An 18,534-nucleotide genomic window follows, 5' to 3' on the forward strand; every position below is an offset into this window, starting at 1 on the left:
AGTAATCTCCGGAAATGGGTTGAGGTAATGACAGAAAATACTGACAAATCAGTCTTGGAGCGGTTGGCGAGTCTCCCGACGGCCATCCATCCCACTGCGTCTCCGACCGGTGACGAAGTCGCCTTCTACTACGACGTAACCGGGCGCAACGAACTACACGTCCTCGACGTCGAGACCGGCACTATCGAACAGTGGAGCGACGGTGAAGTCCCACGAAACGCCCGCTGGCCCGTCGTGTGGGGTGCCGACGGCGACCGCGTGTTCTTCCACCTCGACGACGACGGTGACGAACAAAACGACATCTACGCTATCGACCGTTCGGGAACCGCAGAGCCCGTCGTCGAGATGGACGGGCAAGTCACGCTCTCCGACGTGGGTTCCGACGGCGAGACGCTCCTCGTCGGGTCGTCCCGAGACGGACAGATGAACCTCTATCGACACGACCTCTCGACCGACGAGACGACGAAACTGACTAACTACGACCGAGCAGTGTGGGGTGCGACGCTCTCGCCCGACTGCGACCGGGTCGCCTACGGAACGAACGAATCCGACGACGACACCAACTTCGACGTGTACGTCGCCGACATCGACGGATCGAACTCGCGGAACCTCGACATCGGTGAGACTGGTGCCGAGGCGATGCCAGTCGATTGGGGACCGGAAGGTGACCGGCTGCTCGTCTCGGATAACACGCCTGACCTGAATCGCTGCGGCGTCTACGACCTCGCAACTGACGAGGTGACGTGGTTCGGAGCCGGTGACTACGAAGAGGCCCCCATCGCGTTCGTCGACGATGGGACGAAACTTCTCGCAACCCGAATGCGTCGCGCCGCGACGGTCCCGGTAGTCTACGACATCGAATCGGGAACAGCCACCGAGTTCGACCTCCCAGAGGGCGTCTCCGCCTTCGGACGAACGAGCGACCACTGCCTCTCGGACAATCGCGTGCTGGTGACGCACACAACGCCGACGACTCGGAAAGAACTGCTGGCGTACGACCTCGAAACCAACGCCACCGAGACGCTTCTGGAAGCCGACCACGGCGACTTCTCGACCGACGACTTCGCCGACGCCGAGTACTTCCGATTCGAGTCTGACGGCGTGCCGGAGACGCCCGCGAAGGCCGTCGAACACGACCCATACGACGAACTGGAGATTGGCGCGCTGTTCTACGACTCTGGAGAGCGCCCATCGCCGCTAATCGTGAACCCACACGGTGGCCCCCGGTCGCAGGATAGCAAGTCGTTCGACCTCTACACGCAGTTCCTCGTCCAGTGTGGATTTTCCGTTCTACAGGTCAACTACCGCGGGTCGACCGGCCGCGGCCGCGAGTTCGTCGAGGAACTCTACGACGATTGGGGCGGCGCGGAACAGGGCGACGTCGCCACGGCGGTCGAACACGTCCTCGAAACCCACGACTGGATAGACGAGGACCGCGTCGTCGTCTTCGGTGGGTCGTACGGTGGCTACTCGGCGTACTGGCAGGCGGTACAGTACCCCGACCTGTACGCCGCGAGCATCGCGTGGATTGGCCTCACCGACCTCCGGGAGATGTACGAGACCACGATGCCGCACTTCCAAACCGAACTGATGGACGTCAACATCGGTTCCCCCGACGAGAATCCCGGCCTGTACACCGAGCGCTCTCCGATAACGCACGTCGAGAACGTCGATGCGCCGATGTTCATGGTCCACGGCGTCAACGACCGGCGGGTTCCCGTCTCGCAAGCGCGCTTGTTCCGCGACGCGCTCGACGACCACGGCTACGAGGAGGGCGTCGACTACGAATACGAGGAACTCGGTGCGGAAGGCCACGCCTCGTCGGACATCGACCAGAAGATTCGGATGTTCGAACTGCTCGCGGACTTCCTCGACCGCCGCATCGAGACGACGACGGCCGCGGCCGACGACTGACGCCCGCCGTCGTCGGACGGTCCCCCGAAAACAGATATATCCCCACGGCATAGGTGCCACCAATGCTCTTGGTCCTCTGTGTCGACCTCGACGACGACCTCGGCCGCAAGACGGGTCTCGATACGCCCGTCGTCGGCCGACAGAACGTCGAGGATGCGGCGGTCGCGCTCGCTACCGCCGACCCCGAGGACTCGGACGTGAACGTCCTGTTTCAGGGCATTCGCGTCCACGACGAACTCCTCGAAGAGGAAGACGAGGAGGTCGAAGTCGCCGCAGTCACCGGATTAGAGGGAAGCGACGTGAAGGCCAACCGCGCCATCGGCGAGGAGATAGACACTGTCCTCGCGAGCCTCTCGACTGGCGAACCCATCCACGCCATCGTCATCTCTGACGGCGCACAGGACGAGTCCGTCCTACCAGTCATCCGGTCTCGCGTCCCTATCGACGGGGTTCGCCGCGTGGTCGTCAGACAGGCTCAGAACCTCGAGTCGATGTACTACACGATGAAGCAGGTCCTCGCCGACCCCGAGACCCGTGGGACTATCCTCGTCCCGCTCGGCATCCTGCTTCTCATCTACCCCTTCGTCACCATCGCGAGTTTCTTCGACGTTCCGGGTGCTGTCGTCCTCGGTCTCATCTCTGCGCTGCTCGGACTGTACACGCTCTTCCGAGGACTCGGACTGGAGTCCGCCGTCGACGACGCGGCCGACCGCGCCCGTAACGTCCTCTACGCCGGACGGGTGACTATCATCACCTACGTCGCTGCCGCCGCGCTTCTCGTCGTCGGCGGCGTTCGGGGCATCGAACTGCTCCAAACCGTCACGGACGGCATCAGTGGCGACCCCGCGCCGGGACTCGTCCTCGCAGCGCTCGTCCACGGTGCTGTCGAGTGGTTCGCCGCCGCTGGTATCACGAGCAGTCTCGGTCAGGTGACAGACGAGTACCTCCATGACCGGTTCAAGTGGCGCTATCTCAACGCGCCGTTCTACGTGAGTGCTATCGCTATCGTCCTCTACGCACTTTCGGGGTTCTTCATCCCAGATGGAATCGCTGGCGTGCAGACGTTCGAACTTCCCGGCCTCGCCGTCGCACTCACGGTCGGCACGCTCCTCGGTGTGCTGAGTACGCTCACTTTCGCAGTGGCGGAATCCCGCTATCCGACGGCCCCCGAGGGCGACCAACCCGCGTCTGTCACCCACGACTGAGTCGCCGACTGGCGTCTGCTTTTGTCACAACCGATCTGTCGCTGTCAAAAACGAGTCTCGACTACCGTTCGCGAACCACGACGAACTCCGCAAGGTCGCGGAGGTAATCGAGCGACTCCGAGTCGCCGACGCCGGACGATTCGAGTGATTGCAGTGCTGCGTCGGCTCGATTCCGTGCCCGGTTGTTCGCTTCTTCGGGCGTCAGGTCTGTCACTTGGACGAGCGAGGGGCGGCCCATCTCGGCGTCCTGTCCGGTCGGTTTGCCCAGTTCTTCCGCGTCGGCGGTCGCGTCGAGCACGTCATCTCGAATCTGGAAGGCGACGCCGACCTGTTCCGCGTAGTCGCCGAAGGCCTCCACGACGTGTGCGTCGGCGTGGGCGGCGACAGCACCTAACTCGGCGGCGGCGCGGAAGAGCGCCCCCGTCTTCCGGCGGGCGAGTTCCATGTACTCGGCTTCGTTCGACGGAATAGCGACGATTTCGGTCGCTTCGCCCTCTCCGAGTTCGACCATCGACTCGGCGACGATTTGCATAGCTCGGTCGCTCGACGAAAGAAGAGCGAAGGCTTCTCCGAGCAAGCCGTCAGAGGCGGTGATAGCCGGTCCGTATCCGTACTCGGCCCACGCACTCGGCGTCCCGCGGCGGATGTCCGAGCGGTCGATGATATCGTCGATGACGAGCGAGGCGTTGTGGACGAGTTCGATGCCGACGGCGAAGTCGACGGCATCTTCGGGGGCACCACCGATGGCCTCGCATGCGAGGATGGTGACGGCGGGGCGAACGCGCTTGCCCCCCGCCAGAGCGACGTGGTCCAGTTGGTCGGCGAGTTCCGACGGCTCGACCGCCGAGACGACCTCTTCAAGGCGGTCGTTTACCATCGTGACCCGGCGCTCCAGGTATTCCATTGTCGGTTCGTAGGGTTGGGTAGGGAAGTACGTACCGGATTTCCGAGAAACCGAGAGACTGGGAGCGAGTGCGTGGTGGTTTCTGACCCCTGAATAGCGACGAGACTCGTCTCGGTTGGCGAGCGGAGGCACTGCCCGGAGTCGTACAGAACTGGATTACTCGGCCACCTCACGCATCAAGACGAGTCGCTGCGTCCCCCCGAACTGTTGTTCGATTCGCTCGACGAGTTTGAACCCGTCTCTCCCCAGTTCGTTCAGTTGCTGCTCCGGGTTCTCTTTCTTCAGACCGGGCGTCTTTCCAGTGAGTTCGATGGTTCGGTATTCGTATCGTGTCATCGGTGATCCCCTGGTTGTATATATGTTGACAACACCGTAACTCACCCCGACGGTTCTCACAAACTGGTCACTGTCTCACTCGTTTCGGTGGCTCACGGCCGCAAAAATCTGGACCAAAAAGCGAGGTGAGTTATTCGAACTGTTCGATGAGTTCTGGCACCACATCGAACAGGTCGCCGACGATACCGTAGTCGGCGATGTCGAAGATGGGTGCGTCAGGGTCGGTGTTGATGGCGATGATGTTCTCAGCGCCCTTCATGCCAGCGACGTGCTGGACCGCGCCGGAGATACCGATTGCGAGGTACACCTTCGGCGTGACGACCTTTCCGGACTGGCCGACCTGCCGGTCCTTCGGGAGCCAGCCGTTGTCGACGATGGGGCGCGAAGACGACAGGGTCGCATCGAGCGCGTCGGCGAGTTCCTGTACGAGTTCGATGTTCTCTTCTTCCTCGATACCGCGGCCGACAGAGACGAGCACGTCTGCGTCCGCGATGTCGACGTCACCGGAGCCGACTTCTTCGAATCCAGTTACGCGCGAGCGCACGCGAGAGTCGTCGATTTCGACGTCGAAGGCTTCGACGGCGGGTTCGCCGGCGGCTTCCGTGACGTCCCACTCACCGGGGCGGATGGTGACGGCAGCCGTGCCGGCGTCGACTTCGACGGTCGATTCGACCTTCGAGGCGTACATCTCTCGGGTGACGGTGAGAGCACCCTCGTTCTCCAGTCCGACTGCGTCGGTGACGAGCGGGAGGTCGAGTTGCTCGGCGACGGCGGGCGCGTAGTCGAGGCCGTTGACGGTGTTGCCCATCAGGACGTACGTCGGGTCGAGTTCCTCGTACAGCGCCGTGACGGCCTGCACGTAGACGTCGTGGTTGAACTCGTCGCCTTCGGCGACGGTGTGGATGGTGTCGACGCCGTCGAGTGCGAGTTCTTCGGCGAAGGCGTCCACGTCGCCGCCGATGACTGCGAGATGCAGGTCGCCGCCCGACTGCGAGGCGAGGTCGCTGCCGGCGGTGACGAGTTCGAACGACACGTCACGGAGTTCGCCGCGGCGGTGCTCGGTGATTGCGAGAACGTCGCTCATTGGGCACCCACCCCCTTCTCGCGGAGGACGGTCGCAAGTTCGGCAGCCTGCTCCCCGGCGTCACCCTCGAAGTAGACGGCATCGGACTCCGTCTCTGGTTCGTACATGTCGGTCAGTTCGAGGTCGGACTCGACGGCGGACGCGTCGAGACCGAGGTCCGAAAGCGACATCGGCTTGATTTCCTTCGACTGGGCCTGGCGAATCCCGCGCAGACTGGCGTATCGGGGTTCGTTGATACCGGTCTGGATGCTGAGAACCGCCGGCAGGTCGACTTCCGTGAGTTCCTCGACACCGCCTTCGAGTTCGCGGCGGACGTTCGCGACATCGCCTTCGAGTTCGAGGTCGTTGACGACCGCGGCCCACTCGAAGTCGATTGCGGACGCCAGCGAGACACCCGTCGCACCGAAACTGTCGTCGTTTGCCTGCACGCCCGTGAGGACGAAGTCAGGCTCTTCCGCTTCGACGACGGCCGACAGCAGGCGTGTCTTCGCGCCCACGTCCAGCAGGTCGACGTCTTCGAGCGCGTCGTCCCACACGCGGATGGCGCGGTCGACGCCTTTCGCGAGGGCCATCCGGATGGTCTCTTCGGACCGCTCCGGACCGATAGTCACACTGACGACTTCGACGTCGTCGTCTTCCTCGGCGAGTTGGACCGCCTCTTCGACCGCGTACTCGTCCCACTCGTTGAGGTCGTACTCGAGGAACTGTTCCGCGACGTGAAGACCGTCGAGTTCGAAGTCCTCTTCGACCTCGGCAACCTCCTTGACGGTTACGAGAACTTTCATCAACGTTCACTATTGAAAGGGGGCGAGTAAACGTTTTCGCCCCGTGGCCGAGGTCGTCGCCGTCTTCCGATTATTCTTCGAGGTCGTCCTCGTCCGGGAGGGAAATGAGGTTCTCCCGTCCGAGTCGAAGCTTCTCGACGCGACCGTTGTCCGCCATCGCCGATAAGAGTTGTGAGACTTTGGCGTCGGACCACCCAGTCTCTTTGACGATGTTGGCTTGCTTCATCCGGCCNCCGTTCTGTTCGAGAAGCAGTTCGACGCGCTCTTCGTCCGACAGGAGTTCGAGGTCAATCTCGTCGTCTTCATCGCTTACTTCGTCCTCGTCGGCCGGCTGTTCCGGGACTGGCGACGGTTCGTGTGCAGGCTCGACAGTTCCATTCTGGGGTGGCTCTTCGTCGGGCGAAGCGGCACCACCATCACCGGCAGTCGGACGACGGCGGGTGAATGCGACGACCGCGATACCGACGAGTGCGACTGCCACGAGGCCGCCAATGATGAGGTTCCACGGCAACTGGTCGGGACCTGGGCCAGCCGTCGGACGATAGCTCACGCGCAACTCGTCGACCGACTCGAAGGTTCGCGGACCTTCGACGACGACGGAGTTGTTCTCCAGTGGGATGTTCGTACTGTTAACCGCGTATCGCGGCGGTGTCCGTATCGTGAGGTTCTGATTCGAGCGAATCGAGGTGAGCCACAGTTGGTCTCGCCCCGTCGAGAAGGAGTCGCCGAGGCGGAGGCCGTCGTCTGTCTGCTCGAGGAAGTTCGTCCACGTGAACGAAAGGACCAACACACCCGTCTCGTTCTCGACGAACCCGCGTCTCGTCGTATTCTCAATCGACATCTGGCGTCCCGTGTGGTCCGATACGTCCGTGCTGATTCTCTCGAAGAGTGCTTCGTCGAATCCGACGTCTGTCTCTCCGCGTTCGAAGTCGCCTGCGAACTGCTCGAACGCCGCCGTATCGTTGTCCGTTTCGAGCGTATACCGCATCTCGATGTGCCACTCGGCGGCACGGTCGTCGCGTAGCTCGATGATAATCTCTGTCGTCGGCGTCTGCTCTACTCCCGACTGTTGGGCAAGCACTGCCCGGTCTCCGAGCGCCGCCGCTGTACCACTCTCGTGTGGTGCTGGAGCGAGCGACTGGGCTGCTGCGATTGGTGTCGCAACACCAGCGACGAGGGCGAGGAGGGCAACGATGACGGCGGCGCTCCGCATACCTGAAACCGTTTCGTCCGGCGATGAAAACGCTTTCCATCGACGTGACCGTGTCATTCCGTAGTAACGTCGGCTCGTAAGAGGGTCATTTTAGTACCGCCGTCGTGTACCGTCACGGCGATGAAGGCCCTCCCGCTCGTCCTCGCTCTTGTCTTGGTGGCCTCACCAGTTATCGGTGCGGCCGGTCCAGGTACAGGGGACCTCGCGGACACGTCCAACGGTACGACACAGGTTCAGACCTCGTCGAACGGGACGGTTCGCGTCCTCGACATCCCAGACTCGTCGGTCGTTCGGTCGACAGTCGACGCTCAACACGTTGACCTCGGCCCCTCGATTGACTTCGCCGGACTCAGAGCGGGAAGTCAGATTCAGACGCTGTCTTCTCTGGAGCGCATCGAGTCGGCCAGCGACGAGGGTGTGCGACAGCAGCTGATTCTCGGCGAAATAAACCAAATCGAGCAGCGAGCTATCGCGCTCCAGAGTGCGCAACAAAACGCTATCGAGGCGTACAACAGCGAGGATATCGCTGCTCGAGAGCTGCTCGTCGAACTCGCTCGCATCGACGCCGAGGCACGCGAACTCAACGAGCGTCGTGTCGAACTTCGTGAAGCCGCGGCACAGACGCCTGACTTCTCTGTCGACCCCGGGCGACTCGCCGCACTCGAACGGGAACTGGATACGTTCACTGGTCCCGTGCGAAAACACGCTGCGGCGGTTCTCACGGGGAACGAGCCATCGATGCGTTTCTTCGTTCGGACGAGTGCAGATGGACTCGTTCTCAGCGTCATCTCGGACAATACCTACATTCGGGAGGCTTACCGGAGTGACCTGCGTGACCGGGACCAGAGCGGAGTTACGCCGACACAGGCACTCGACAAAGTCGCCGAGAACTATCCGCTCGTCTGGAACAGTCGGGCGACACAGAACGGTGCCGACGTGGTCGGTGCTGGAAACAGCTATCTCGTTCGCGTCAATCACGGTCGCGGACAGCTCTTCGCCTACGTCGACAGCGGGAGCGCAGAAGTGTTCAAAGAAGCCCAAATCCGACCGCTCGATACGGTCTCGAACGGGACGGTCGCAACCGAGGTCAAAGACGGGCTCAGACTGTCTGCCAATCGAACGTACCCAGGCGGCCCGCTTCGAATCCAACTGAACGAGACTGAGACTGGTGACTCGGTCGACGCCAACGTAACGCTTGGACTGGAAGCGAGCCGCGAGAGCACGCTTCTCGGGCGGACCGGTTCGGACGGAGCAATCTGGACTGTCTCACCGGCGAGTCGGTTCACCATTACTGTCATCAGAGGCAATGCTGCAGTCGTCCTCACCGTCTCCCCGACGCCGGTTCCTCAACTGGCGACGAACGAGACACAGACGAACGAGACGACTCTGACGCCGACACAAAGGCTGCCGGCAGATAACGCGGCGACTCCAGAACAAACTCCCGCGTAATCACGACAATTCGGGGTTTTACTGGCCAGATTTTCACTGACCGAATTTTCACCGGCCGAACCTTCTTATCGGGTGACGCGGCCACTCCGTCTCGATGTCTCGACAACTTGCTGCCGACTCCCGAGGGTCGACCGTTTTGATTGGTGGCGTCCTCATGGTTGGTATCGTCGTCGTCATCGCGGGCGTTGTCGGTGCTGCCGCGTTCGACGTGGCGGAATCGACGCCCGCTCCGAATCAACCGACGATGCTTTCGCTGTCGGTCACCGGGAACGCGTTCGAACTGACGCACGACGCGGGAGCACCGTTACAGGTTTCGTCGCTTCGGCTCCGGATTTCGATAAATGGTGAGGAGTTACGTCACCAACCACCGGTGCCGTTCTTCTCTGCGACGGGGTTCAAACCGGGGCCGACTGGGCCGTTTAACACGGCATCGGATGGGACGTGGACCGTTGGGGAGATAGCGGGGTTCGAACTCGCAGGGACGAATGCCCCGACAGTGACCGCTGGTGCTCGGGTCGTCGTTCGAGTCTACGAAGAAGACACTCTCGTTGCAGTCGTTCGAGCGACAGCGAGCTAAGTGTGCCGAGATGGCGGACGGAGCGAAAGTCGGTGAAAGCGGTTCGAGACGGAGACTTATTCTTCGGGAGCGCGCGCGATGGTGACGATAGCGCGGGGACTGCCGGGCTGTCGCTGGAGAATGTGGTGCTCGATGTCGACGAACCCTGCCGCTTCGAACATCCGGTCGGCTTCCTCTTCGTCGTAGAAGAGCATGATTGCGTCAGCGAGTTTCTGGAAGAGGCTGTTTTTCGGGTCGTCGGGGCCGACGACGAGGACTTTGTTCCCCGGCTTGACGACGCGCCGGAACTCTTCGAGTGCGGTCACGGGATTCGGCCAGTACTCGATAGACCCGGACGACCAGATGACGTCGAAAGAGTTGTCGGCAAACGGCAATCGTTCGGCGTCGCCGCGGTAGAATCGCACCTGGTCGTTCTTTCCGAACTTTTTCCACGCCTTCTGCATCTGGTGGATACTCTGGTCGAGTCCGTGCACGTCGTCGGTATAGCGGAGCAGGCCTTCGGTACCGAAGCCGGTCCCACACCCGACGTCGAGGACGCGGTCTCCCTGTTGGATGTCGAGTAGTTCGAGTGCCTCGTCGCGCATCTCCTCGTTCCAGATGAACGGGTTCACCTGGTCGTACACCTTCGAGAGGTACTTGTAGAACAGGCGGGCCCGGGCTTTGTTTTCGAGGACTCCCATCGCGCCGGGATTAGGACTCACCGATGATAACGGTGCGGATTCACCGCGCAGCTCCGTGCTTTCGACGCCCGGACAGTGTCGATCTTCCGGTCGTTTCTCAGCACTGTTCCGCAAACACCTTATACAGCGCTTGTGCAACTTTCCTGTGATACGAGTATGCCGAGACAAGAGGTTCTCGAGAAAATAAAATCGGCCGAGCAGGAGGCCGACGACATCATCGAAGAGGCCGAGGCGGAACGCGAAGATCTCGTCGCGGAGGCGCGCCACGAGGCAGACGAGATCCGCTCCGAGGCCGAGCAGGAGGCCGACGAACTCGAATCAGAGCGCTTGGCGGAGGGGCGCAAAGATATCGAGAAGGAGCGTGAACGCATCCTCGAAGAAGGCGAATCGGCGCGGGACGAACTGGTCGCCGACGCGGAAGACCGCATCGACGAGGCGGTCGAGTACGCCGTCGGCAAATTCGAGGAGGCGGTGAATGCTCAGACCTGAGCAGATGAGCAAGGTCTCGGTGACCGGTTCCAAGGGCATCATGTCCGAGGTCATCGAGACTGTCCACGACCTTCGACTGCTCCACGTCACCGAATACGACGGGTCGTGGCAGGAGGAGTTCGGTTTCGACACGGGGTCTCCCATCGAGGGAGCGGAGGACGCCTCCGACAAGCTCGTCACCGTTCGTTCGCTCAAGAGCATTCTCGGCGTCACCGAAGCTGACGCCGGTCGCCAGCGCATCGTCCCCGACGACGCGCTCGGTGAACCGCTCGAACAGATTCGCGAGCGCGTCAACGAACTCGACGACCGCCGCTCCGAACTCGAAGGGAAGCTTCGAGAGGTAGACGAAGAAATCGGCGCGATGAAGCCGTTCGTCGACCTCGGCCTCGACCTCGACTTGCTCTCGGGATACGACTCCCTGCAAGTCGCCGTTGGACAAGGGAAGGCCGAAGAAGTCGAGCGGGCACTCGTCGATGCCGACAGCATCGGCGCCTTCGAAATCTTCTCGGGCGACCGCACGCTCGCTGTCTTCGGTCGCCCCGCCGAGGGCGCGTCCGAGATGGCGATTACGGATGCACTCGTCGGTGTCGAGTTCGCGACGCTCGAAATCCCGGACGCTTCGGGAAGCCCCGAGGATTACATCCGCGACCTCAAACAGCAGAAGCGCGAAATCGAATCCAAGCTCGAAACCGTCGAGTCTGAGCTTCGTGATATCGCGGTCGAAGAAGGTGAATTCCTCCTCGCCGCCGAAGAGCGACTCGCCATCGACGTCCAGAAGACTGAAGCACCGTTGTCGTTCGCGACGACGGAGAATGCATTCGTCGCCGAAGGCTGGATTCCGACTGAGCACTACAACGAGTTCGCGAAGTCGCTGAAAGATACGGTCGGTGAACACGTCGAAGTGGAAGAACTCGAACGCGCAGAGTTCTCCCACGATGGTAACGACCACGCACGTGAGCACGTTTCCGAGAGCACCGGAACGCCCGCTGCGACTGACGGTGGGACGGTCACCATGGCGGACGACGAACCGCCTGTTGTCCAGAACAACAACGGAGTTGTCAGACCGTTCGAACTGCTGGTACAAGCAGTCAACCGTCCGAACTACTACGAGTTCGACCCGACACTTATCCTGTTCCTCACGTTCCCGGCGTTCTTCGGGTTCATGATTGGTGACTTCGGATACGGACTCATCTACACGGCAATCGGATTCTTCCTCTACTCGAACTTCGACTCGGACGCGTTCAAAAGTATGGGTGGAATGACGATTGTCGCCGGTATCTTCACGACGATATTCGGCATTCTGTACGGTGAGATATTCGGATTCCACCTCATCACGGAGTACTTCTGGGAAGGAATGCTCCAGATGTCTCACCCGCCGATTGAGAAGGGTCTCTCGCCGGCTACCTCCGAGTGGGCACTCGCGTGGCTCACCGTGAGCGTCGCGGTCGGTATCCTGCACCTGAACATCGGTTACATCTTCGACTTCGTCGAGAAGTCGCAACTTCACGGTGTGAAAGAGGCAATCCTCGAAACCGGTTCGTGGATACTCATGCTGAACGGGCTGTGGATTTGGGTCTTCAGCGACGCACTCGGCGGTGTCCCGCCGGAGTTCCTGTTCACGACGTTCGCCAGTGGCGGACTCATCCCGATCGGCTTCTCGGGCTTCTCGTACACTGTCGGCTGGGGAGGGATTGGACTCTACCTGTTCGGTGCGCTCCTCTTGGTGTTAGCAGAGCCGGCCGAACTCGCCGAGTTCGCCGCCCCGCTTTCGAACGTCCTGTCGTACACTCGTCTCGGCGCTGTCCTCATCGCGAAGGCGTCGATGGCGTTCGCAGTCAATCTGCTCGTCTTCGGTGTGTACGTCGACGACCACGGCGGCTGGCACTTCGGCCTCGGAGGGATGCCTGACGCCGCGGCTGTGGCGGCACTCGGACCGGGTGAAACGCTGACTTACCACGGATACGAAGTGACCAACGTCCTCTTCGGCGGGATGTTCCACTCAGGCGCTGCTGGCGTCCTCGGTGGACTGCTCGTCCTGGTCGTTGGCCACATTGTCGTCCTTGCTCTCGGTGTCACGAGTGCAGGTCTGCAGGCCGTCCGTCTCGAATACGTCGAGTTCTTCGGCAAGTTCTTCGAAGGCGGTGGCCGCGAGTACGAACCATTCGGCTACGACCGTCAGTTCACCACCGAAGACTGAGTGAACAGGCGGTACCTTCTTTATTGACCGTACCAATAGCGGCTGCTCTCCCGGAATCACGCACGACAGCCGCCCGAATGCCGTATTTCAGCCGATTATTTTGGGAACCTTTATGAGACGTCTTGCAACACATACGAACGTTCGGAGACGACAATCCGGTACTCAGGAACATACAATGATTGAAGCAATTGAACCCCTCATGACTGCACTGCAGAATGAAACCGCTTCCTCGCCTGCCATCACCGAAGGCGCTGCGGCGGCCCTTTCAGTCGGTATCGCCGCTTTCGCAGCCGGATACGCCGAGCGCGGCATCGGTTCCGCTGCGATGGGAGCCATCGCCGAGGACGAGTCTCTCTTCGTTAACGGGCTGATCCTCACGGTTCTTCCCGAAACCCTCGTCATCCTCGCACTGGTCGTTGTCTTCGCGGCCTAAGCACCCCTCCCTTTCCCATTATGAGTTTGGATAACGTCGTTGAGGATATCCGAGACGAAGCCCGCGCACGCGCAGAGGAAATCAGGCAGAACGGCCAGGAACGAGCGGATGAAATCGTCGCTGAAGCCGAAGCAGACGCCGAAGAAATCCTCGAATCGCGCAAGGCCGAAATCGAGCAGCAACTCGAGCGAGAGCGAGAACAGTCGCTCTCCAGCGCGAAGCTCGAAGCCAAGCAGGCTCGGCTGAGCGCCCGCCGAGACGTGCTTCAGCGTGTCCGTGAGCAGGTCGAAAGCGAACTCGCCGACCTCGAAGGCGACCGTCGCGAGGAGCTGACCCGTACGCTCCTCGATGCGGCAGCGGTCGAATTCGAAGACGAGGACGAAGTCCACGTCTACGGTCGTGCCGACGACGCCGACATGCTCGAAGACATCCTTGCCGACTACGACGGCTACGAAGTGTCCGGTGAGCGCGACTGCCTCGGTGGCGTCGTGGTCGAAGGCACGAATTCGCGCGTTCGGGTGAACAACACCTTCGACTCGGTCCTCGATTCAGTCTGGGAGGACAACCTGAAGGAAGTGAGTGCGCGACTGTTCGACGACCAATGAGCACAGCTGGCGGCTCGAATCCGGAGTACGTCATCGCTCGGGTCCGAGCGAGACGAAGCGCCCTCTTCGGGGACGAAGAGTACCGCAAGCTGGTCCGCATGGGCCCGGCCGAAATCGCCCGGTTCATGGAGGAGTCGGAGTACGAGACGGAGATCAACGCGCTGGGAAGCCGATTCTCGGGCGTCGACCTCATCGAGTACGCGCTGAACGCCAACATGGCGAAGCAGTTCAACGACATCCTCGACTGGGCCGGTGGTCGGCTCTACGACCTCATCGCCCGGTACCTTCGAAAGTTCGACGCGTGGAACGTCAAGACGGTCCTGCGTGGAATCTACGCGGATTCGTCCCGCGACGAGGTCAAATCCGACCTCATCCGCGCTGGTGAGTTCGACGATCGACTCATCGACCGACTACTCGACGCGACTGAGATCGAAGAAGTGGTCGAAATCCTCTCCGGGACGATGTTCGGAGATGGGCTCGAGGCCGCGTTCGAAGATTACGAGGAAGCTGGTGTCCTCGTGCCGTTAGAGAACGCTGTCGACCGTGCGTTCTACGAGCAACTGCTGGAGAACTTGGTCGTCGGTGAGGAAGCAGAACAGTATCGTGAGTTCCTCGAAGCGGAGATCGACTTCCGAAACGCCCGAAACGCACTCCGAATCGCTCGCAGTGGTGCCGACCTCGATCCTGCAGACTATTTCATCGAAGGTGGCACACTGTTCCGTGCGTCGGAGATTACGGCATTAGCGACCAGTACGAGCGAACTGGTCTCGAAGATTTCGGACAGTCAGTACGGTGACCGCCTCTCTGGTGCCATCTCGGACCTCGAGGCAGCAGACAGCCTCATTAGCTTCGAGCGCGCCCTCGATTCGGCGCTGCTCGAGTACGCTGACACGCTCGGTTACGTGTTCCCGCTGTCTGTTACGCCGGTCATCTCGTACATTCTCGCCAAGGAACGCGAAGTCGACAACATTCGGGCGATTGCCCGCGGCCGCGAGGCCGGGCTTGGCCCCGACGAAATCGAGGAGGAACTGGTCATCCAATGAGCCAGGAAATCGCAGTTATCGGCAGTCCTGACTTCACGACGGGCTTTCGGCTTGCGGGCGTCCGCAAGTTCGAGAACGTCCCGGACGAAGACAAGGACGAAGCACTCGACGAGGCCGTGACGCAAACGCTCGAGGACGAGGACGTCGGCATCATCGTGATGCACGAAGACGACCTCGATTACCTCTCGCGTAACGCACGCAAGTCGGTCGAGCAGAGTATCGAGCCAACGCTCGTGACGCTCGGCGGTTCCGGCGGCGCAAGCGGCCTCCGCGACCAGATCAAGAGAGCTATCGGTATCGATCTGATGGACGAATAACAAACATGAGTCAGGCAACACAAGATTCCGTTCGCGAGGACGGCATCATCGCAAGCGTGAGTGGTCCGGTCGTGACCGCCCGTGACCTTGACGCCCGTATGAACGACGTTGTGTACGTCGGTGACGAAGGGCTGATGGGCGAGGTTATCGAAATCGAGGGCGACCTCACGACCATTCAGGTGTACGAGGAGACTTCGGGCGTCGGTCCCGGCGAACCCGTCGAGAACACGGGCGAACCGCTGACCGTCGACCTCGGTCCCGGCATGCTGGACGCCATCTACGACGGTGTCCAGCGTCCGCTGGACGTGCTCGAGTCCAAGATGGGCTCGCCGTACCTCGACCGTGGTGTCGACGCACCCGGTATCGACCTGGAGAAGAAATGGGAGTTCGAACCGACGGTCTCCGAAGGCGACGAAGTCGCCCCCGGTGATGTCGTCGGGACGGTACCCGAAACCGTGACCATCGAACACAAGGTCATGGTCCCGCCGGACTTCGAAGGTGGCGAAGTCGTCGCCGCCGAAGCGGGCGAGTTCTCCGTCACCGAGGCGGTCGTGGAACTCGACAACGGCGAAGAAGTGACGATGCACCAGGAGTGGCCGGTTCGGAAGGCGCGTCCCTCGCAAGAGAAGAAGACGCCCCGCGAACCGCTCGTCTCCGGGCAGCGTATCCTCGACGGTCTGTTCCCCATCGCGAAGGGTGGGACGGCAGCGATTCCGGGTCCGTTCGGGTCCGGAAAGACGGTTACGCAGCACCAGCTCGCCAAGTGGGCTGACGCGGACATCGTCGTCTACGTCGGCTGTGGTGAGCGCGGCAACGAGATGACCGAAGTTATCGAGGACTTCCCGGAACTCGACGACCCGAAGACCGGGAACCCGCTCATGGCGCGGACGTCGCTCATCGCGAACACGTCCAACATGCCCGTGGCGGCCCGCGAGTCCTGTATCTACACGGGTATCACCATCGCGGAGTACTACCGCGACATGGGGTACGACGTGGCACTCATGGCCGACTCCACCTCGCGGTGGGCAGAGGCCATGCGCGAGATTTCCTCGCGTCTCGAAGAGATGCCCGGCGAAGAGGGGTACCCCGCGTACCTCGCAGCCCGTCTCTCCGAGTTCTACGAGCGCGCAGGATACTTCACGACCGTCAACGGCAACGAGGGTTCGGTCTCCGTCATCGGCGCAGTTTCGCCGCCGGGCGGTGACTTCTCCGAGCCGGTCACGCAGAACACCCTGCGTATCGTGAAGACCTTCTGGGCACTCGACGCCGACCTCGCAGAGCGTCGTCACTTCCCGGCAATCAACTGGAACGAGTCCTACTCGCTCTACCAGGACCAGCTCGACCCGTGGTTCGTCGAGAACGTCGAGGACGACTGGCCAGAAGAGCGACAGTGGGCGGTCGACGTGCTCGACGAAGAGAACGAGCTTCAGGAAATCGTTCAGCTCGTCGGTAAGGACGCCCTGCCGGAGGACCAGCAGCTGACTCTCGAGGTCGCTCGCTACCTCCGCGAGGCGTACCTGCAGCAGAACGCGTTCCACCCGACGGACACGTACTGTGAGCCAGAGAAGACCTACGGTATCCTCACCGCCATCCACACGTTCAACGACGAGGCGTTCAAGGCGCTCGAAGCCGGCGTCCCCGTCGAGGAAATCCAGGCCGTCGAAGCGGTTCCGCGTCTGAACCGTATCGGTGTGCAGGAAGACTGGGAGGCGTACATCGAGGACCTCAAGGCAGAGATCACCGAGCAACTCCGCGAGCTGTACTGAGATCATGAAGGAATACCAGACTATCACCGAAATCAGCGGCCCGCTGGTGTTCGCCGAGGTTGACGAGCCGATCGGTTACGACGAAATCGTCGAAATCGAGACGCCGCAAGGCGAGACCAAGCGTGGACAGGTCCTCGAATCGAGTGAGGGCCTCGTCGCGATTCAGGTGTTCGAAGGAACCACCGGTATCGACCGAAACGCGTCCGTCAAGTTCCTCGGCGAGACGCTCAAGATGCCCGTGACCGAGGACCTTCTCGGTCGCGTGCTCGACGGGTCCGGCCAGCCTATCGACGGCGGCCCGGAAATCGTCCCCGACGAGCGCCGTGACATCGTCGGCGCAGCAATCAACCCGTACTCCCGCGAGTACCCCGAGGAGTTCATCCAGACTGGCGTCTCCGCCATCGACGGCATGAACACCCTCGTCCGTGGTCAGAAGCTCCCCATCTTCTCCGCGTCGGGGCTCCCCCACAACGACCTCGCACTGCAGGTCGCCCGTCAGGCGACCGTGCTCGAAGAGGAAGGCGACGAAGACTCCGAATTCGCTGTGGTCTTCGGCGCGATGGGTATCACGCAGGAAGAGGCAAACGAGTTCATGGAGGACTTCGAGCGCACGGGTGCACTCGAGCGCTCCGTCGTCTTCACGAACCTCGCGGACGACCCCGCAGTCGAGCGGACGGTCACGCCGCGTCTCGCCCTCACCACGGCCGAGTACCTCGCGTTCGACAAGGACTACCACGTCCTCGTCATCCTGACCGACATGACCAACTACTGTGAGGCGCTCCGTGAGATCGGTGCGGCTCGCGAAGAGGTCCCCGGTCGCCGTGGTTACCCGGGTTACATGTACACTGACCTTGCGCAGCTCTACGAGCGCGCAGGTCGTATCGAGGGTCGCGAAGGGTCTGTCACGCAGATTCCCATCCTCACGATGCCGGGTGACGACGACACGCACCCGATTCCGGACCTGACCGGCTACATTACGGAAGGTCAGATCTACATCGACCGCGACCTCAACTCGCAGGGCATCCGCCCGCCGATCAACCCGCTTCCGTCCCTGTCGCGTCTGATGGACGACGGTATCGGTGAGGGCCTCACCCGCGAGGACCACGCTGACGTGTCCGACCAGATGTACGCGGCGTACGCAGAGGGTGAGGACCTCCGCGACCTCGTGAACATTGTCGGTCGCGAGGCACTCTCCGAGCGTGACAACAAGTACCTCGACTTCGCAGAGCGCTTCGAAGAGGAGTTCGTCGACCAGGGCTTCGACACGAACCGCACTATCGACGACACGCTCGACATCGGGTGGGACCTCCTCTCGATGCTGCCGAAGTCCGAGCTCAACCGTATCGACGAAGAGCTCATCGAGGACTACTACCGCGAAGAAGCCGAGTCCGTCGAAGCAGACGCCTAACTCGGCGACTTCGAGTTCTTTCTTTCGGACGCAGTCTCTCCCGAGAGCAGGCGCTTTCGTCGGCGTTCACCCGCGAGCACACTGTCGAAGCCTCCCGAGAGCGAGGTTCCTTGTGCCATTAGCGTGTGG

At 61.6% G+C, this 18,534-nt stretch carries 19 protein-coding genes; 12 read left to right on the forward strand and 7 right to left on the reverse strand.

The features are described from left to right. The first annotated feature begins 27 nt into the window (after positions 1 to 27). Both C453_RS03630 and C453_RS03635 read left to right on the forward strand, forming a co-directional pair. Positions 28 to 1,914: a S9 family peptidase gene (locus C453_RS03630; protein ID WP_008322764.1), complete on the forward strand. Its 1,887-nt coding sequence runs from the start codon at positions 28 to 30 to the stop codon at positions 1,912 to 1,914. Positions 1,915 to 1,976: 62 nt separating this feature from the next. Then, positions 1,977 to 3,119: a DUF373 family protein gene (locus tag C453_RS03635; RefSeq protein ID WP_008322765.1), complete on the forward strand. Its 1,143-nt coding sequence runs from the start codon at positions 1,977 to 1,979 to the stop codon at positions 3,117 to 3,119. A 61-nt stretch (positions 3,120 to 3,180) separates the two neighbouring features. Here the strand turns inward: C453_RS03635 and C453_RS03640 are convergent, their stop codons facing one another. The 5 genes from C453_RS03640 to C453_RS03660 form a co-directional block, all read right to left on the reverse strand. Further along, positions 3,181 to 4,023 (reverse strand): polyprenyl synthetase family protein, encoded by an 843-nt coding sequence (locus tag C453_RS03640; RefSeq protein WP_008322766.1) that lies wholly within the window; start codon positions 4,021 to 4,023, stop codon positions 3,181 to 3,183. A 156-nt stretch (positions 4,024 to 4,179) separates the two neighbouring features. Continuing rightward, the gene (locus C453_RS03645; RefSeq protein WP_008322767.1) at positions 4,180 to 4,359 is read right to left on the reverse strand and encodes a DUF4177 domain-containing protein; all 180 of its coding nucleotides are present in this window, start codon (positions 4,357 to 4,359) and stop codon (positions 4,180 to 4,182) included. 130 nt (positions 4,360 to 4,489) lie between these two features. Next, positions 4,490 to 5,443, reverse strand: coding sequence for an electron transfer flavoprotein subunit alpha/FixB family protein (locus tag C453_RS03650; RefSeq protein ID WP_008322768.1), 954 nt, complete (start codon positions 5,441 to 5,443; stop codon positions 4,490 to 4,492). After that, a complete protein-coding gene (locus C453_RS03655) occupies positions 5,440 to 6,228 on the reverse strand; it encodes an electron transfer flavoprotein subunit beta/FixA family protein (RefSeq protein WP_008322769.1) in 789 nt (262 codons plus the stop codon). Before C453_RS03655 ends, C453_RS03650 begins: the two co-directional genes overlap by 4 nt. A 70-nt stretch (positions 6,229 to 6,298) precedes the next feature. Further along, on the reverse strand, positions 6,299 to 7,441 hold the full coding sequence (locus C453_RS03660) for a helix-turn-helix transcriptional regulator (protein WP_008322770.1): 1,143 nt from the start codon (positions 7,439 to 7,441) through the stop codon (positions 6,299 to 6,301). A 120-nt stretch (positions 7,442 to 7,561) separates the two neighbouring features. Between C453_RS03660 and C453_RS03665 the strand changes: the two genes are divergently transcribed. Then, positions 7,562 to 8,890, forward strand: a complete 1,329-nt coding sequence (locus tag C453_RS03665) for a DUF7094 domain-containing protein (protein ID WP_008322771.1) — start codon at positions 7,562 to 7,564, stop codon at positions 8,888 to 8,890. Positions 8,891 to 8,984: 94 nt separating this feature from the next. Then, entirely contained in the window at positions 8,985 to 9,467 is a 483-nt protein-coding gene (locus tag C453_RS03670) for a type IV pilin (protein ID WP_008322772.1), read from the forward strand. A 56-nt stretch (positions 9,468 to 9,523) separates the two neighbouring features. Here C453_RS03670 and C453_RS03675 read toward each other — a convergent pair whose 3' ends face one another. Further along, positions 9,524 to 10,147 carry a methyltransferase domain-containing protein gene (locus tag C453_RS03675; RefSeq protein ID WP_008322773.1) on the reverse strand — a complete coding sequence of 208 codons (624 nt, stop codon included), beginning with the start codon at positions 10,145 to 10,147 and terminating at the stop codon, positions 9,524 to 9,526. Between the two features lie 156 nt (positions 10,148 to 10,303). Between C453_RS03675 and ahaH the strand changes: the two genes are divergently transcribed. The 8 genes from ahaH to C453_RS03715 all read left to right on the forward strand — a co-directional run bounded on the left by ahaH (position 10,304) and on the right by C453_RS03715 (position 18,405). Continuing rightward, complete coding sequence (gene ahaH, locus C453_RS03680; protein WP_007544461.1) at positions 10,304 to 10,636, forward strand: ATP synthase archaeal subunit H; 333 nt, start codon at positions 10,304 to 10,306, stop codon at positions 10,634 to 10,636. Then, positions 10,623 to 12,833 (forward strand): V-type ATP synthase subunit I, encoded by a 2,211-nt coding sequence (locus tag C453_RS03685; RefSeq protein ID WP_008322774.1) that lies wholly within the window; start codon positions 10,623 to 10,625, stop codon positions 12,831 to 12,833. Before ahaH ends, C453_RS03685 begins: the two co-directional genes overlap by 14 nt. A 175-nt stretch (positions 12,834 to 13,008) precedes the next feature. Next, positions 13,009 to 13,266, forward strand: coding sequence for a F0F1 ATP synthase subunit C (locus tag C453_RS03690; RefSeq protein ID WP_007544464.1), 258 nt, complete (start codon positions 13,009 to 13,011; stop codon positions 13,264 to 13,266). A gap of 20 nt (positions 13,267 to 13,286) precedes the next feature. After that, the gene (locus tag C453_RS03695; protein ID WP_008322775.1) at positions 13,287 to 13,871 is read left to right on the forward strand and encodes a V-type ATP synthase subunit E; all 585 of its coding nucleotides are present in this window, start codon (positions 13,287 to 13,289) and stop codon (positions 13,869 to 13,871) included. Next, positions 13,868 to 14,914, forward strand: coding sequence for a V-type ATP synthase subunit C (locus tag C453_RS03700; protein WP_008322776.1), 1,047 nt, complete (start codon positions 13,868 to 13,870; stop codon positions 14,912 to 14,914). The genes C453_RS03695 and C453_RS03700 overlap by 4 nt, the downstream gene beginning before the upstream one ends. Then, the gene (locus C453_RS03705) at positions 14,911 to 15,231 is read left to right on the forward strand and encodes a V-type ATP synthase subunit F (RefSeq protein WP_007544470.1); all 321 of its coding nucleotides are present in this window, start codon (positions 14,911 to 14,913) and stop codon (positions 15,229 to 15,231) included. The genes C453_RS03700 and C453_RS03705 overlap by 4 nt, the downstream gene beginning before the upstream one ends. A 5-nt stretch (positions 15,232 to 15,236) precedes the next feature. Next, positions 15,237 to 16,997, forward strand: coding sequence for an ATP synthase subunit A (locus C453_RS03710; RefSeq protein WP_008322778.1), 1,761 nt, complete (start codon positions 15,237 to 15,239; stop codon positions 16,995 to 16,997). Positions 16,998 to 17,001: 4 nt separating this feature from the next. Then, entirely contained in the window at positions 17,002 to 18,405 is a 1,404-nt protein-coding gene (locus tag C453_RS03715) for an ATP synthase subunit B (protein ID WP_008322779.1), read from the forward strand. On the opposite strand, the gene C453_RS20795 is transcribed toward C453_RS03715, so the two are convergent. After that, the gene (locus tag C453_RS20795; protein WP_275039765.1) at positions 18,402 to 18,524 is read right to left on the reverse strand and encodes a hypothetical protein; all 123 of its coding nucleotides are present in this window, start codon (positions 18,522 to 18,524) and stop codon (positions 18,402 to 18,404) included. The genes C453_RS03715 and C453_RS20795 overlap by 4 nt on opposite strands. Between the last annotated feature and the right edge of the window lie 10 nt (positions 18,525 to 18,534).

Origin of the sequence: Haloferax elongans ATCC BAA-1513 (genome assembly GCF_000336755.1) — an archaeon.
In the GTDB taxonomy this organism is placed as follows: domain Archaea; phylum Halobacteriota; class Halobacteria; order Halobacteriales; family Haloferacaceae; genus Haloferax; species Haloferax elongans.